Genomic DNA, 15,695 nt, shown 5'->3' on the forward strand with positions numbered 1-15,695 from the left:
TTAGGTGTAAGCGGGGTTTTTCCATACTGACGTGTACAAAGCGGGTTTAGGCAATATTGAATCACAAAAAACGGCCCCAATCCTTCCAAACCGGCTCATATCCCTTGCTGCGGATCAGTGTGGCAATTTGTGCGGGCGTTCTTTCATCGGATATCTCAAATTGTTCCAGCGACTCCGGCGCCACCGCATACCCGCCCGGATTTGTTTTGCTTCCCGCGCTGATCGAAGTGATCCCCAGCGAAATGCAATGGTCCCGGAATTTTTCAGATTCCCTGGTCGAAAGCGAAAGCTCCACTTCCTCGTTCATAATGCGGTAGGCGCAGATCAGCTGAACGAGCTCCCGGTCGGTCATCTCAACTTTTGGTTCCAGCCCGCCGGAAAACGGCCTTAATCTGGGGAATGAAAGGCTGTAACGTGTCTGCCAATAGGTTTTTTCAAGATAATTTAAATGCAGTGCGGTAAAAAAACTGTCTGTTCGCCAGTCTTCCAGCCCGATCAGCACACCAAGTCCCATTTTATGTATGCCGGCCTTACCAAGTCGGTCGGGCGTTTCCAGGCGGTAGTTGAAATTCGACTTCTTGCCTTTGGGATGATGTTTTCTGTAATCTTCCCGATGATACGTCTCCTGATAAACCAGAACGGTATTCAGGCCCAACGGTATCAGCTCCTGATACTCGTTCGTATCAAGCGGCTGAACTTCCATCGAGACCATCGAAAAATGAGGCCGGATCAGTGTCAGTACCCTTTTGAAATAATCGACATGAACCGTCTGATTTGCTTCGCCGGTAACCAGTAAAACGTGATCATAACCCAGTTCCTTGATCACTGCGACCTCTTCTAGTAGCTCCTTGTCGTTCAGCGTGCGCCGCCTAACCTTGTTATCCAGACTAAAACCGCAATAGGTACAGATATTCGTGCATTCGTTCGACAAATAGAGCGGAATATACATCTGCACTGTTTTTCCAAACCGTTTCTGCGTCAGTTTCCGGCTCAGCTGCGCCATCGGTTCCAGGTAGGCAGCAGCGGCGGGAGAGATCAGCGCTTTAAAATCTTCCAGTGTTCGTTTTTGTACAAAAAGTGCTTTTTCGACCTCTCCTGCGGTTTTTGAATAAATACTTTCCCGCACTTCGTCCCAGCTGTACTGGTCAAATACCTCTTTAAAGCTCATCCAGAAATGCGGTTAACGGGCTGCTGGCAACTGCCAGATTTCCCTGTGTTCCTAACTTCGCCTCAAAGGCCATCCTACCCGCCTCAACTGCCATTTTGAATGCAACCGCCATCGCCACCGGATCTCCCGCAACGGCGATAGCGGTATTTACCAGCACCGCATCGGCACCTATTTCCATGGCTTTGGCAGCATCCGAAGGCGCGCCTATGCCCGCGTCGACGATGACGGGCACTTTGCTTTGCTCAATGATAATCTCCAAAAAATCAATGGTTTTCAGCCCCTTATTGCTTCCAATCGGCGAGCCGAGCGGCATTACCGCCGCGGCGCCCGCTTCTTCCAGTCGTTTGCAAAGAACCGGATCGGCGTGCATATAAGGCAGGATCACAAACCCGAGCCGGGCGAGTTCCTCGGTCGCTTTGAGGGTTTCAATCGCGTCGGGCATGAGGTATTTGGGATCCGGATGGATTTCCAGTTTGAGCCAGTTCGTTTCCAGCGCCTCCCGCGCCAGTTGTGCCGCAAAAACCGCTTCCCTGGCATTTCTGACACCTGAGGTATTAGGCAAAAGTTTGATCTGCGGGTGATTCAAATGCCGCAAAATGTCATCCTGCGTATTTTCAACGTCCACGCGCCGCAACGCAACCGTAACCAGTTCGGAGCCCGAAGCCACCAGCGCTTCTTCCATTAAAGCGGAAGAACTGAACTTTCCGGTACCCGTAAAAAGCCGGGAATTGAATAAATGATCTGCTATTTTCAACATAGTAATTTCTGGATTTCAAGTACTGCTTCTTTCCTGTTTTGTGTATCGAGCAATGCAGAAGACATCGCCACACCGTGCAAACCAGCCGCTTTCAAACCGGCAATATCCTCCTGCTGGATACCGCCTATCGCCACAATCGGAACAGACAAGTTTCGGGCCGCAAGCATTTCCAAAATGCGCCGGTAACCTTCCAGGCCGAGAACGGGGCTCAGGTTTTTCTTGGTAGTGGTAAACCGGTAAGGCCCCAGCCCGACATAATCCGCCCCTTCCTCAATCCGCTGCACCACATGCTCGAAAGTGTTAGCTGTGCCGCCGATGATCATTTCATTTCCAACGATTTTTCTTGCCTCGGGCAAAGGCATATCGTCCAATCCGAGGTGCAAACCGTAAGCTTTCACACTTTTGGCCACGGCTGGAAAATCATTGATGATCAGCTGCGCACCAAAGCTTTCGCACACCGACTTAGCTTCAACAGCCAGCTCCAAAACCTCTGCTTCCACCCGATCCTTCACCCGCAACTGAACCCATTTACACCCAGCCTCCAATGCCAATAAAATGCTTTGAATATGAGACATCCCCCTATTCTCATTTGATATAAACTGCAACTTCCCTATCTGGGTCCGGGGACTGAAGTCCCCGGCAATTGATTTTTTTGGGCTTTGCCCATTTGCAATAAATTGCTTGGGGGCTGCGCCAGTAGCAAGATGCTGCTGGCGCAGCTCAGCCCCAATCAATTGCCGGGGGCTTAAGCCCCCGGTTTCCAGATTATATGAATGAATTGATCTATTTGAGTCAATTAATTGATTTGATTCATCAAATTCAATTGATTTAAGTGATTGATTTTCTTGCCAGATTGCTCCAAGCAGAGCCGCACCATCGAAGTTCATTCTTTTGATTTTTTGAATGTTATCAGCATTAATTCCTCCCAATGCGATCACTTCCGGTTCTTTCCGATCTTTCGTTAAAATGAAATTTTCATCCAAAACACCAGCATAACCTTTCTTGGAAATACTATCGAAAACCGGCCCGAAAAACGTGTAACTGAATGCATCCGACAACTCTTCCAGCTGCGACAGATCATGAATGGAAGTGCTCAGCTGGTAACCGTTTGTTTTCAGACATTGCCATAACTTTTCGGTAGTCAGACGCCGGTGATTTTCTGGAAAATGAAGTCCGGTAATGCCAAACTCCTCTGCCAGATCGTGGTGCTGGTGCAATACCAGTTTATCGTAATGCGCTGGCTCAATGCTTTTTATCAGCTGCCGCAAATCTTCTTTTGCGCAATCCGGTTTTCTGAGATGCAGGGTTTGTAATCCATCTGCGAAAAGCTGGTTAATAGCTGCTGCTTCGTTCGAAAAGAAGTCTGACCGGGATATGACGATGATTTTCATATCATTACAAATAAATTTCACTGCCTCTCTCCGCAAACTCCTTCGCCTTTTCCTGCATACCCTCCGCCAGCGCCGATTCTTCCATCAGCCCGTTTTCCTCTGCATAGTCCCGCACATCCTGCGTGATTTTCATTGAGCAGAAATTAGGTCCGCACATCGAGCAAAAATGCGCGATCTTGGCGCCTTCGGCCGGCAAAGTTTCATCGTGAAATTCGCGGGCAGTATCCGGATCGAGCGATAGGTTAAACTGGTCTTCCCACCGGAATTCGAACCGGGCTTTGCTCAATGCATTGTCGCGGTACTGCGCGCCCGGGTGTCCTTTGGCAAGGTCTGCTGCGTGCGCAGCGATCTTATAGGTGATCACTCCGTCTTTCACATCCTTCTTATTCGGTAACCCCAAATGTTCCTTCGGCGTCACGTAGCAAAGCATGGCTGTACCAAACCAGCCGATCATCGCCGCGCCGATTGCGGATGTAATGTGGTCATAGCCAGGCGCGATGTCTGTTGTCAGCGGTCCCAATGTGTAAAATGGCGCTTCCTGACAATGTTCCAGCTGCTTTTCCATGTTTTCTTTGATCAGATGCATCGGCACGTGCCCCGGACCTTCGATAATCGTCTGCACATCGTGCTTCCAGGCTATTTTCGTCAGCTCGCCCAGCGTTTCCAGTTCTGCGAATTGAGCAGCATCGTTTGCATCCGCAATGCAGCCCGGACGCAACCCGTCGCCCAGTGAGAATGCTACATCATACGCTTTCATAATCTCGCATATATCCTCAAAATGCGTGTAAAGGAAGTTTTCCTTGTGATGGGCCAGGCACCATTTTGCCATAATCGAGCCGCCCCGCGACACAATCCCTGTGAGCCTTTTAGCCGTCAGCGGAATGTAACGGAGCAAAACACCCGCATGGATCGTGAAGTAATCCACCCCCTGTTCGGCCTGCTCGATCAGCGTATCACGGAACAATTCCCACGTAAGGTCCTCGGCTTTTCCATTTACTTTTTCCAAAGCCTGGTAAATTGGTACAGTACCAATTGGTACCGGAGCATTTCGGATGATCCACTCACGCGTTTCATGGATATTCTTGCCGGTCGATAAGTCCATGATCGTGTCTGCGCCCCAGCGGCAAGCCCAGACAGCCTTTTCAACCTCCTCTTCAATGCTCGACGAAACCGCAGAGTTACCGATATTGGCATTGATCTTGACCAGAAAATTCCGGCCAATGATCATCGGCTCGCTTTCCGGGTGATTGATATTGACCGGAATCACCGCCCGGCCCGCCGCCACCTCCTGCCGGACAAACTCGGGCGTAATGAAGTTTTTAGGCGTATTCGCGCCAAAACTATGACCCGCGTGCTGGTGCGCCAATGCGTTCGATTTCTCTTTTAATGTATCAAAATGCTGCTCGATACGCTGGTTTTCGCGGATTGCGATATACTCCATTTCGGCCGTGATAATGCCCTTTTTCGCATAATGCAGTTGGGAAACATTCTGTCCGGCTTTCGCGCGAAGCGGTTTGCTGATATGCGCAAATCGCAGTTGATCGAGGTTTTGGTCAGCCAACCGCTGCTGACCGTATTGCGACGAAATCGCTTCCAGCTGCTCCACATCCTGCCTCGCTTTAATCCACTCTGATCTCAGCTGCGGAAGTCCTTTTTTCACATCAATTTCGAGGTCGGGATCGGTGAAAGGCCCGCTGGTATCGTACACGGTAACAGGCGAATTTGGCTCCACAGCACCGTTGCGACCGTGAATTTTAGTATCGTGCAACGCTATTTCGCGCATGGCGACGGAGATGTTGTGCAGTTTTCCGGGTACATAAATTTTCCGCGACGCCGGGAACGGGGTTCTGGTGATCACGCCGCTTTCGGGCGTTTTTTCGACTTTCATAAAATAAGGATTTTGGGCAGGCCGCGGCCGAAGAATGGCGCGGTGCGGTGAATATTTTCAATTGACTAATTTGATAAATGCCCCTAGCCGCCCTGCGTGGCTTTGATCAGGGTAATGCGGTCGTGGGGTTGGAGCAGGTACCCCTCCCACTCCGACTTCGCAAGCACCGATTGGTTGATCGCGACGGCAATGCCTTTGAGCGTATCAGGGAAAAGACCTGACAAAAGCTGCTGTACCGAATACTGGTCGGGAATTTCTCTGGATTGATCGTTGACGGTAATTTCCATTCTGAAAAACGTTTTGTGAGAAAAACTTCAGGAATGGACCTTTGGAAAGATACATTGAGATACAATAGCAGTATCTCTTACTTTTCCCTTCGGCAGTACTAACTGCATCAGGTTCAAAGGGTATTATCTCAGTCCGCATATCGGGACACCCCTAAAGTTTCGACAAAGCTATTTGAAAATCCCGGCTATCAAAATTTTGTTTACTGGAAATCGGAGAACCTTTTCACTTCCGGCCGACTGAAAGCAGAACCGGTCAACCCAAAAATCAATAATAAAATATTTGCGAAAACCAGCGCAATGCATTGCGGTTCAGGGACTACAAATGCCAGCACAGAAGTGAACAGCACCAAAAGAAAATTCGCCAGCGCCGTAACACGATAAAGTATACGATCGGGGATAACAAGGTTCATATAATTCAAAAATCCGCTCAACAGCAAGGTTAAAGCGCCTGAAAAAAACCAGACGGCCGGTTCATTCAAGCTGGCATGCGCTATCGGAGTGTAAATAATGTGTCCAATGGCAAAAACCATCTGACTTATAATCGAGTATTTATACAGGCGTTTCATGGATTTTAATTTTAACCAAATAGATATTGCAAAACTAGGACGCTGTTTCACAGCAGGATAGTAAAAAACCGACAATCCGCTATTTGTCGGTTTTTTACTATTCCGGCTCAGTTTGGGTTTATATTTTTGTGCGTAAAAAGGAATGGTTTGTTTAAATATTGAAACAAAAGAGTGAATTATGAATCCAAGAATCTCAGAATCTGAATACCGCCATGGTCTTATGGACGGTCTCTGGAAAAATGAAATGTTCCTCAAAAAGTCAGAATTAGATCCTAAAATGATCGTTTTGATGAAATATCGGGTATCGCAGATCAATAGTTGCGCCTATTGTCTGGACATGCATTCCAAAGAAGCGATACGTCTGGGCGAGAGTGATTTAAGGTTACATGGAATGGCTGCCTGGAAGGAAGCGCCTTACTATTCCGAAACGGAGCGCGCGGTATTCGCATTTGCAGAGGCACTCACCAATATCAATGTGCAGGATTTGCCACAAAAAGCATTCGACGACCTCGACCGCTTCTTTACCAAATCCCAAATCGCCGACCTGATATTGGCCGTCAGCCAGATCAATACCTGGAACAGGGTGTTGCGCGCATTAGGCAGTGTACCAGGCAATTATAAACCTGGTCAATTTGAATAGACAGGAATTGCGGCAGTGCCCCGGTAACTACAGATAAGTGGATCCGGGGCAGTTATGTTATTTTTGTGAGTCAAAAATGACGTCTACAAACATGAATTGTCAACTGATCCCCGCGCCGGAAATTTTGAGGCAGTATATCCGGTATTACAGTATCATTGATTTCCGTGACTGTCAGGCCGCTGAAAAGTCGGTGAAATGCTTTGCCGATCGCTACCCCCGACTTGTCGTGCGAGAGCCTGGGCAGAGCACCGTGACCCGGCGTGAGGACAATATACAATTACCGGGATCCTATCTCTCCGGCATTGACACCAAAGCAACAGAATATCAGGTCCGCGGCGAATACGCGCACATTGGCGCCAGTTTTTATCCTCAGGCGTTAAAAGTTTTTTTCAATATCGACTGCTGTGAACTGGTAGACCAGACCGTTGACCTGTCGCTTTTTATTCCGGCCGGCACACTGGAAAAAATCTGTGAGGTACAAACGCCGCAGGAAAAGATAGCGCAACTCAATCAATTCTTTGTCAACAGGTTGAACCAAACAAAATTCGAAGATAAGGTCATTAATGACATCATTCACCGCGATGCCGAAAGTGGTAATTTCAGGGTCGGGAAATACCTGAACCGGTACGAGATTTCAGAACGAAGCCTGGAAAGAAAATTCAGCGAATCGATAGGTGTCTCACCGAAAACCTACCTTCGCATCATCCGCTTTGAGCAGGCGCTCGAACTGGTACTGTGCAAATATTATCCGCACCTGTCAGAAGTCGCGCATTATTTGCAGTACACGGACCAATCGCATTTCATTAAAGAATTCAAACAGTTTTCGGGATACCAGCCGGTCTTATTTCAAAGACAAGAGCGACTAGGGAATGAAAGTGCGGCGTTTCTGATGCGCGAAACGGATTGAAACTTCTTCAAATAACCAAGCAGAGACCCTGCTTAATTACCTTGTTTTTGAGTGGCCTTTTCCACCAGTTTTTCCACTGCGTTGCGGACAGCTTGCTTATACGTTACTTCTTTCAATTCGTCGTATTTCGATAGTTCCGCCAATATCAGCGGCAGATAAATAAATTTCCGGTCTTCCTCGTAATGCTTTCTCAATCGCTCGGTATCGGCTGCATTCCCGCGGTTTCGTGAAATCATAATTTCGCCCGCCCGCACGAAATGTTCGTAAACGCAGGCTTTCCAGGCTGTATAGCCCTGGTTGGACATGACCTCCTTAATTGGCTCAAAAAGACTTTTCGTTTCGGAAATCATATTTCCGGGAAGTTTATCAATCACCGGGTTCACGAACGAATGCCCGAATTCATGCGTGCTCAGTTCCAGGAGATGTTTTTGATCGTCAAAACCCATATCAAGTCTCAGTGAATCTTTGAAATTGGGTATATGAAACGCGCCGAATACATGGAAAGCGTACTTTTTTCCTTGCTCCGAATACCTGATGCCAAAACCCATTCCCGGCGGAATGGTAAGGCTCGGAACCAGGATATAGCTGTCCAGATGCGCCTGGTAAAACTTTTCCATGGTTGAGATGAAGCTACTGTCGGGCAAACCGCTCTTCACCTGTCCTATCGCATTGGCATATTTCGGCCGATTTTGTTTAAGGTAAATGTCGAAATCTACTTCCTGCCACAACCCGTTCATCGCCGCTATAAATGCTACTGCATTCGTTTTCGCTTCTGCTGTATCCTTTTTTGAAGAAAACCGGAGATAATGGGCGGGATCAATATCGTCGTGCAGCTTTGCATGGGGAAAATCGTCGAGCTGGACCAGCAGAGTGATGAAGTAATCCAGCCAGATATCCTGCGCAAAACCAACCGCTACTGCCAGATTTTTGCTGTTTTCAAAGGATTTATACTGGCGGTACAAATTCAGTCCGTAAGCGTAGCGCGCTTTCGTCCGGGGAGAATAATCGCTGGTTTCAGCCTGCGCTCCTTCATAACCCAGGAAATAAACGAAGCCCAGCAGCTCCACATTTTTATTGATTTGTATTTCAAATTCCCCCGCGGTTTTGTCGCTGCTTTGAGATTTACAGACAGTGGAAGAAAGCCAGATCAGGAGAATCAGCGGTAGCAATTTTGCATTCATTTTTCGACAGCTTTGATGTTTTTGAAAACACAAAAAAAGCGCCTGTGAAATCAGAAAGCGCCCTGCAACGCATTTCCGGACGTCCGGAAACGTGATTCCGGACAATGATGTCGGCTCAGGAAGACTGCCCGTTTCAGGTTATTTCCGCACGAGCAGATATTGAGAAGGAGATTTGCCCGTATGCTGCCGGAATACCTGGTTAAACGTAGATTTAGAATTGAAACCCGCCTCCAGAGCCAGCGCCAGAACGGTCTTATGCTGCTCTTTGGGATCACCCAGTTTACGGATCACTTCCTCTACACGGAACCCGTTAACAAAATTGTTAAAATTGGAAGCGCAGTGCGTATTCACGAGGTACGATACATAACGGGAAGGAAGATTCAAATGCGCGGCTACATCTTCGACCGTCAGCCGCGATCTGGTATGCAGTCCATCCTGACTGAAAGCGGCATGGAGACGCTGCAATTCGACCAGATCATCGTATTGGATAAATTCGGGCTTGTCGACCGCTTTGGGCTTGTGCAGCGAGGGCAGCATAAAAAAGGACGGATTGAGATAGCCAATATAACCCAGGCCAAACAAGCAAGCGGTGAGCATATAATTAACCCCGGTAAAAATCGGCCATTTTAAAATTACACCTGCAAACCAGAGTACCGTCAATACAAGCATGAAGCTGAATAGTCCGTATAAACGTACATATTGCCTCAGGCTAAGGCTGTCAAGTTGCTTCCGCCATGCGATCCTGAATCGTGAAAGTTTCTGTGCATAAATCCATAAAACACCCACCATTCCCAAGATGGGCATTATTTCAGTCCAGAAGAACCAGAAAGGATTGTCGAGCAAGGAAGCCCGCTTCACATGCAGAGAGCCCGCGTAAGTCTGCCAGAAACACCGGAAAGCGATTTCCCCGGCAATAGGAAGGAAAAATAACCAGTAGTGTTTCTTAAAGTTATAATCCGGCGAAGTAGTGAGCCGCGCAAAGAACCAGAGCGCCAGCGGAAGAACAAGGTAACTCTGGTAATTCCAGAACCGGATCGCGCCGGGCTGCTGGTGATAGCGTACCTGGATACCCCACGCATTCAACAGCTCCTGGGAAAGCACGAACAGGATCAGCCCGAGAAAAAACCCAGCCCGCGGGCCTTTTGCGCCACGTGCGATCAGCGACAGGCTGAGGACAAAACCCTGTCCCGAAGCCAGTAAAAAGGCAAAGGCTTTCCAGTTTTCCATTTAAATATCGAAAGATGAGAGCTCCGGCAGCAACATCTCTTCCGTCAAAACATCTTCGTGAGGAAAGTTAATGCAGCCAGTGCGGCGATACAAATTTCTCATGACGAAATCCAAAAAACAACGATGCAGGCCGGGTGCAGGAATGGATACTTCCAGACACTCATTAAATAAATTACATTTATTCTAGTAGAATTTCCATCGCTTTGTGTTTGCAGAGTATAGAACTACCGGTTTATCTGCTTCAAAATGTCTGACTTAGCCATTAAAGACGAAGACAGTGATTTACTTCAGCTCGTTGCGCAGGGGGATGAGAAGGCTTTCAGGATTGTCTTTAACAAATACCATAACCGCCTCGGGGCCCATCTTTTTCGTATCACCAGGTCGCACGAACTGGCTCAGGAAGTGGTACAGGATATATTTCTGAAGATCTGGCTTAACCGGGAAGAACTTGCTTCTGTCCGGAACTTCAAAGGCTATTTATATGTGATCTCAAAAAATCATGCATTGAACTGCCTGAAAACGAATGCGATCCAGAACAAACTCACCACCGGCCTGGACGACAACCTGGATTTCGGGACCGACGAAACGCAAGAGGAGAACGCGCATTATCTTTTGCTCGACGAAGCCATTGACCGCCTGCCACCGCAACAGCGTCAGGTTTACCTCATGAGCCGGCACGAGCGGCTGAAATACACAGAGATAGCCGCCCGCCTGAGCCTTTCGAGGGAAACGGTAAAAAAATACTTGCAGATATCTTCTGAATCCATCACCTCTTATGTTCGTAAGAAACTGATAGTGAGCATACTTATTTGCTCGTTATTTTTATTTTGAAAATTTTCGAAAATCGATACCCCCTTTTATTTTACTTTTCCTGTCTTAGCTACAAGACCGATTTCTTACAGATCTAAATGCTTTTTTGGTATGGAAATATCCTCTTCCAGGCTGGCGCTTTTGTTCAGCCGCTATTATGCAGGGCGGGCAACAGATGCGGAAACAAACGAGCTGATGCACCTGATCAGAATGTCAGAAGATGACGAAGAACTGGCGGGCCTGATCAAAAATGCCTGGGAAAACCTGCATCCGGATGAAAAGGAGTTTTCGGAAGAAGAGAGCGGGAAAATGCTCTATTCCATTTTACAAATAGCTGAAAAACAAGATATTGATCATGAAGAAGAAGAAAATGTTCGTCCATTGTGGTGGCTGCGTTATGCGGCAGCGTCTATCCTGATCATCGCCGGATTTTCGCTTTACTGGCTGAGTAATCGCCCCGCTAAAACCCCGGAGGTTGCGGTCACCGGGCGGCAGGTCACTGATATACCGCCCGGTGGCAACAGGGCAATGCTTAGCTTGTCGGACGGCCGGCAGATTGTATTGGATAGCGCAGCCGACGGATTACTGGGCAGCCACGGAGAAGCCCGGTTCACTAAAATTGGTGACGGAGCGCTGAACGTTGCTGTATCTAAAACATCACAAAAAGCTGATTTACATAACAATACCCTTTCCACTCCGAAAGGCGGACAATACCAGGTTACACTCCACGACGGAAGCAAAGTATGGCTGAATGCCTCTTCCTCCATTCGCTTCCCGACCGTATTTGCAGAAAATAACCGCATTGTGGAAATTTCAGGCGAGGCTTATTTTGAAGTGGCAAAAGACAAAAACAGGCCGTTCAGTGTCAGATTCGGCACTTCTGAGGTGGAAGTACTGGGCACGAGCTTTAATATCATGGCCTACCAGGATGAAGCAGCTTCCAAAACGACGCTTGTGGAAGGTTCGGTTAAATTAAAGAACGGAAAGGAATTCAAAAAGCTGAAACCGGGCGAGCAGGGTACGATTCAGGCGGGCAGCCCGATCCGTACTGCGCAGGTAGACACGGAACGCGAGATAGCCTGGAAAAACGGCTTGTTCTTTTTCAGGGACTTCGGCATCGAGGAAATCATGCGGCAGGCGGCCCGCTGGTATAATATCGAAGTGAGCTACGAAGGGAAGATCCCAAGGCGGCAATTTACCGGCAAGGTTTCGCGGAATGTCAATATCTCAGAGCTGCTGAATATGCTACGCTATGCCGGAGTGAATTGCAAAATCGAGCAGAACAATGTCATCGTGAAAATGTAATACAAAAGAAGCGTATACACTATATCGTTAATACAATTTACCCACTGTTCCTAAATCCAAAACCTATGAAAGCCCGGAGGAAAGCACCACCATGAATGCCTGACCTGCACTACCGGACATAAAAAAGGGAAGATGCTGCGAACATCTCCCCTGGTAAGTTCAGAAAGTGCGAAAAAACCTTGTGACAAGTCTGTTTCATTTTATCTAAACCTTACAAATATATGCAATTAAACCTTTTACCACAGAAAGGGGGATGCAGCTTCATATCCGTGCCTCCCGGACTGATCTTGACGATGAAACTAATCACGTTTCTGCTGGTGGCCACGCTTTCTCAGGTCGCGGCCAATGGATTTAGTCAGAAAATTTCGCTGAACGAGAAAAACGTTCCCCTGGAAGTTGCGCTCGCAGCGATCGAGAAGCAGACCGACTACCTTTTTCTGTACGATAAACTCGATATTCCCAAAGGTCTAAAGGTCAGTCTGAGCATCCGGAACGCTTCGATTGACAAGACTATGAATCAGTTACTAAGGGATGTACCGCTTTCGTACAAGATATTCAACAAAAGCATCGTGCTCCGGAAAGAAGTGCGGACGAAAGAGGAAAGCATGGCTGTTCCGGAGGCGCCTGAAAAGATCCGCCACACGATTACCGGCAAAGTGTCCGACGATAATGGTGAAGGCCTGCCGGGTGTAAGTATATTACTGAAAGGCACGCAGAGCGGCACTACCACCGATTCACATGGAAAATACAGCCTGGAAGTAGATGATGAAAATACGACATTGATTTTCAGCTTTGTAGGTTATACCAGCCAGGAAATCGTTGCGGGAAGCCGCACGGAAGTGAATGTACAGCTGCTCGTTGATGTCAAGGCGTTGAGCGAAGTGGTGGTGATCGGGTACGGTACGATGAAGAAAACCGACCTGACAGGTGCAGTAGGACTTGTTTCGAACAAACAAACTGAAAATCAGGCGGTGCCAAACCTTGCGCAGGCATTACAGGGCAAACTAGCGGGACTGAATGTGCGGCAAACCAACGGCGGGCCGGGTGCAGGTGCGGAGATACGCATTCGCGGAATGGGCAGTTTCGGCGCAAGCTCGTCACCGCTCGTGGTAGTCGACGGTATTATCACAAGCGGCGGCTTGACCGACCTGGATCCTAACAGCATTGAATCGGTAACTGTGTTGAAAGACGCTTCTTCGGCAGCCATCTACGGTTCTCGTGGTGCGAATGGTGTGGTACTGGTAACTACCAAACGAGGGTCTATCGGAAAGGAAGTGATCAGCTTTCAATCCATGTATAGTTTCGACCGGCCGATCAACAAGATCGGTACCGTAGACGCGGCTACTTATGGTGCGATGGTAAACGATTTTTACGTAAATCAGGGAAAGGAAGCGCCTTATGCCGATCCGGCTTCACTCGGAAAAGGGACCAACTGGCAGGATGAGATTTTCCGCACCGGCGGCAAACAGAATTACTCCCTGTCTTTCAGCGGCGGTACCGAAAAGAACCTGCATGCGATCACGATGAGCTATTACAAAGGCGACGGTATTGTGCTGAATTCCAAATACAGCCGCGCTAACTTCCGCGTAAACAATGATATCAAGCCACTGAAAGGACTGAAACTAGGCAGCAGCTTTGGTTTCAGCTATGGCGCATTGAAGCAAGGCGACCCGCAGGGTGCTGTAAATGCATCGCTGATTTATGCCCCTAATGTTCTGCCCTACAATGCAGACGGGAGCTACGGGATCGCCGACCGCGCCGGCCAGCCCACGACGATGACCGCCCCGCTCGTGTACGCTTACGAGCGTACAAATGCCGAAAACAGGCTTGGACTCCTTGGTAATTTATATGCCGAGTACGAGATCATCCCCGGTCTGAAATTCAAGACGAGTATCGGCGCGGAATATATCAATATGGATATCAAGAATTTCGTCCCCTCCTACAACTTCGGGCTGGGTAATTCCAACGGCATCGCGACGCTGAACAGGCAGATCAACAGTACGAAAAACTACATTATCGATAACATCCTGACCTACGGCAAAACCTTCGGTACAAACCACCATCTGGACCTGATGGCAGGATATACTTTTCAGAATGAGCGTTATGAATTTGTGCGTGCATTCCGGAACACTTTCAGCCGGAACGACGAGAACCTGCAAGTGCTGGACGCGGCTACCTCCAACGATCTGGCCCGCGGCAACTATACCGAGTGGGCGTTGCAATCGTATTTAGGTCGTCTCAATTATGCATTCAAAGAAAAATACCTGCTTTCTTCCAGTATCCGGATCGACCAGTCTTCGCGCTTTGAAAAGAGCAACCGAACCGGTATATTCCCTTCTGTTTCAGCAGGCTGGGTACTTTCCAATGAAGATTTCATTGCCGGAAAACTGGGGCCTGTGAGTTACGTGAAACTCCGTGCAGGTTACGGTGTGCTGGGAAATCAGGACGTGGGGATCTATCCTTACCAGTCGCTGATCGATTACAGCCTGTTTTACAATTTCGGTTCCTCACAAAACGTAGTCTCCGGAGCTGGCCCTACTGCACTGGCCAACCGGAATATCTCCTGGGAAAAAACGACTACGACCGGCGCCGGGCTGGAGTTCAACCTTTTTCAGGACAGACTGGGCTTTATTATCGACTACTACGACCGCCGCACTTCCGATGTACTGGTACGCGTGCCACTTCCGAGCATTTCCGGGCTGGCCACTTATCCTTACCAGAATGTAGGCAGCGTGCGGAACAGCGGGATGGAGTTTACAGTCGATTACCGCGGTACTGCGTTGGACCAGGACTTCACGTATAATGTGGGTTTTAATATCACGATCAATAAAAACGAGGTGACCAAGCTGGACAAGGGACTGGATATTATCCAGGCAGGAGGCGGCCAGGGCGGTGTTGAAACGCGCACTTCACAGGGTCACGGTATTAATTCGTTTTACGGTTATGTGCACAACGGCATTTTCCAGACGAATGATGAAATAGCTTCTTCTCCATTCCAGCCCAATGCGCAGCCGGGCGATATCAGGTTCAAAGATCTGAATGGTGATAACATCATCGATGACAAAGACAGGACCTATATCGGCGACTTCCTGGCGAAGCAGATCATCGGTTTCAACGGCAGCGCGCGTTACAAAAACTTCGACCTGGCCGTTTCGGTAACCGGTGATTTTGGGAGATACCAGAACATTTTCGCCAGCGGATTTGCGGCGGCACGTGCGGCGGAGTCAACCAACATCATGTGGGCTGACCGGTGGACTGGTCCGGGCACGAGCAACTATGTGCCGCGCATTATCGGTGGCGACCCCAACAACAACTCGCGTTCTTCGGATTTCTGGGTAAGAAGCCAGGACTACATCCGCATTCAGAACGTCCAGCTAGGCTATGACTTTTCGGGCGACGCCATCAAAAAGGCAGGATTAGGCAAGATCAGGTTATTTATAGCAGGACAAAATCTGTTCACATTTACCAAATACCCCGGTTTTGACCCTGAAACAACGGCAACCGCCTACCCCATTGCCCGCTCGCTTTACATGGGATTGAACCTCGGTTTTTAGAAAATAAATATCAG

At 48.5% G+C, this 15,695-nt stretch carries 13 protein-coding genes and 1 riboswitch; of the genes, 5 read left to right on the forward strand and 8 right to left on the reverse strand.

Annotation, left to right across the window (positions count from 1 at the left end; all coding sequences use genetic code 11):
- Window positions 1-61: 61 nt before the first annotated feature.
- The 6 genes from thiH to FXO21_RS25580 all read right to left on the reverse strand — a co-directional run bounded on the left by thiH (window position 62) and on the right by FXO21_RS25580 (window position 6,057).
- The gene (gene thiH / locus FXO21_RS25555; protein WP_149642742.1) at window positions 62-1,168 is read right to left on the reverse strand and encodes a 2-iminoacetate synthase ThiH; all 1,107 of its coding nucleotides are present in this window, start codon (window positions 1,166-1,168) and stop codon (window positions 62-64) included.
- Window positions 1,158-1,925, reverse strand: coding sequence for a thiazole synthase (locus FXO21_RS25560; protein ID WP_192579322.1), 768 nt, complete (start codon window positions 1,923-1,925; stop codon window positions 1,158-1,160). Before FXO21_RS25560 ends, thiH begins: the two co-directional genes overlap by 11 nt.
- A complete protein-coding gene (locus FXO21_RS28890) occupies window positions 1,919-3,316 on the reverse strand; it encodes a thiamine phosphate synthase (RefSeq protein WP_192579323.1) in 1,398 nt (465 codons plus the stop codon). The genes FXO21_RS25560 and FXO21_RS28890 overlap by 7 nt, the downstream gene beginning before the upstream one ends.
- A 4-nt stretch (window positions 3,317-3,320) precedes the next feature.
- Complete coding sequence (gene thiC, locus FXO21_RS25570; protein ID WP_149642744.1) at window positions 3,321-5,204, reverse strand: phosphomethylpyrimidine synthase ThiC; 1,884 nt, start codon at window positions 5,202-5,204, stop codon at window positions 3,321-3,323.
- An 83-nt stretch (window positions 5,205-5,287) separates the two neighbouring features.
- A complete protein-coding gene (gene thiS / locus FXO21_RS25575) occupies window positions 5,288-5,491 on the reverse strand; it encodes a sulfur carrier protein ThiS (RefSeq protein WP_149642745.1) in 204 nt (67 codons plus the stop codon).
- A gap of 67 nt (window positions 5,492-5,558) precedes the next feature.
- A riboswitch (TPP riboswitch) is annotated at window positions 5,559-5,654 on the reverse strand.
- A 37-nt stretch (window positions 5,655-5,691) separates the two neighbouring features.
- Complete coding sequence (locus tag FXO21_RS25580; RefSeq protein WP_149642746.1) at window positions 5,692-6,057, reverse strand: hypothetical protein; 366 nt, start codon at window positions 6,055-6,057, stop codon at window positions 5,692-5,694.
- Between the two features lie 178 nt (window positions 6,058-6,235).
- Here FXO21_RS25580 and FXO21_RS25585 point away from each other — a divergent pair, with 178 nt between their 5' ends.
- A complete protein-coding gene (locus FXO21_RS25585) occupies window positions 6,236-6,697 on the forward strand; it encodes a carboxymuconolactone decarboxylase family protein (RefSeq protein WP_149642747.1) in 462 nt (153 codons plus the stop codon).
- Window positions 6,698-6,788: 91 nt separating this feature from the next.
- Window positions 6,789-7,604 (forward strand): helix-turn-helix domain-containing protein, encoded by an 816-nt coding sequence (locus FXO21_RS25590; protein WP_192579324.1) that lies wholly within the window; start codon window positions 6,789-6,791, stop codon window positions 7,602-7,604.
- 32 nt (window positions 7,605-7,636) lie between these two features.
- Here FXO21_RS25590 and FXO21_RS25595 read toward each other — a convergent pair whose 3' ends face one another.
- Together FXO21_RS25595 and FXO21_RS25600 are read right to left on the reverse strand one after the other, a co-directional pair.
- Window positions 7,637-8,785 carry a DUF4932 domain-containing protein gene (locus FXO21_RS25595; protein ID WP_149642749.1) on the reverse strand — a complete coding sequence of 383 codons (1,149 nt, stop codon included), beginning with the start codon at window positions 8,783-8,785 and terminating at the stop codon, window positions 7,637-7,639.
- Window positions 8,786-8,923: 138 nt separating this feature from the next.
- Window positions 8,924-10,012 (reverse strand): helix-turn-helix domain-containing protein, encoded by a 1,089-nt coding sequence (locus FXO21_RS25600; protein ID WP_149642750.1) that lies wholly within the window; start codon window positions 10,010-10,012, stop codon window positions 8,924-8,926.
- A gap of 246 nt (window positions 10,013-10,258) precedes the next feature.
- On the opposite strand from FXO21_RS25600, the gene FXO21_RS25605 reads away from it, so the two are divergent.
- The 3 genes from FXO21_RS25605 to FXO21_RS25615 all read left to right on the forward strand — a co-directional run bounded on the left by FXO21_RS25605 (window position 10,259) and on the right by FXO21_RS25615 (window position 15,681).
- Complete coding sequence (locus FXO21_RS25605; protein ID WP_149642751.1) at window positions 10,259-10,843, forward strand: RNA polymerase sigma factor; 585 nt, start codon at window positions 10,259-10,261, stop codon at window positions 10,841-10,843.
- A gap of 90 nt (window positions 10,844-10,933) precedes the next feature.
- On the forward strand, window positions 10,934-12,127 hold the full coding sequence (locus FXO21_RS25610; protein WP_149642752.1) for a FecR family protein: 1,194 nt from the start codon (window positions 10,934-10,936) through the stop codon (window positions 12,125-12,127).
- Window positions 12,128-12,348: 221 nt separating this feature from the next.
- A complete protein-coding gene (locus tag FXO21_RS25615; protein ID WP_149642753.1) occupies window positions 12,349-15,681 on the forward strand; it encodes a TonB-dependent receptor in 3,333 nt (1,110 codons plus the stop codon).
- The last annotated feature ends 14 nt before the right edge of the window (window positions 15,682-15,695 follow it).

Source organism: Dyadobacter sp. UC 10, assembly GCF_008369915.1.
In the GTDB taxonomy this organism is placed as follows: Bacteria; Bacteroidota; Bacteroidia; order Cytophagales; family Spirosomataceae; genus Dyadobacter.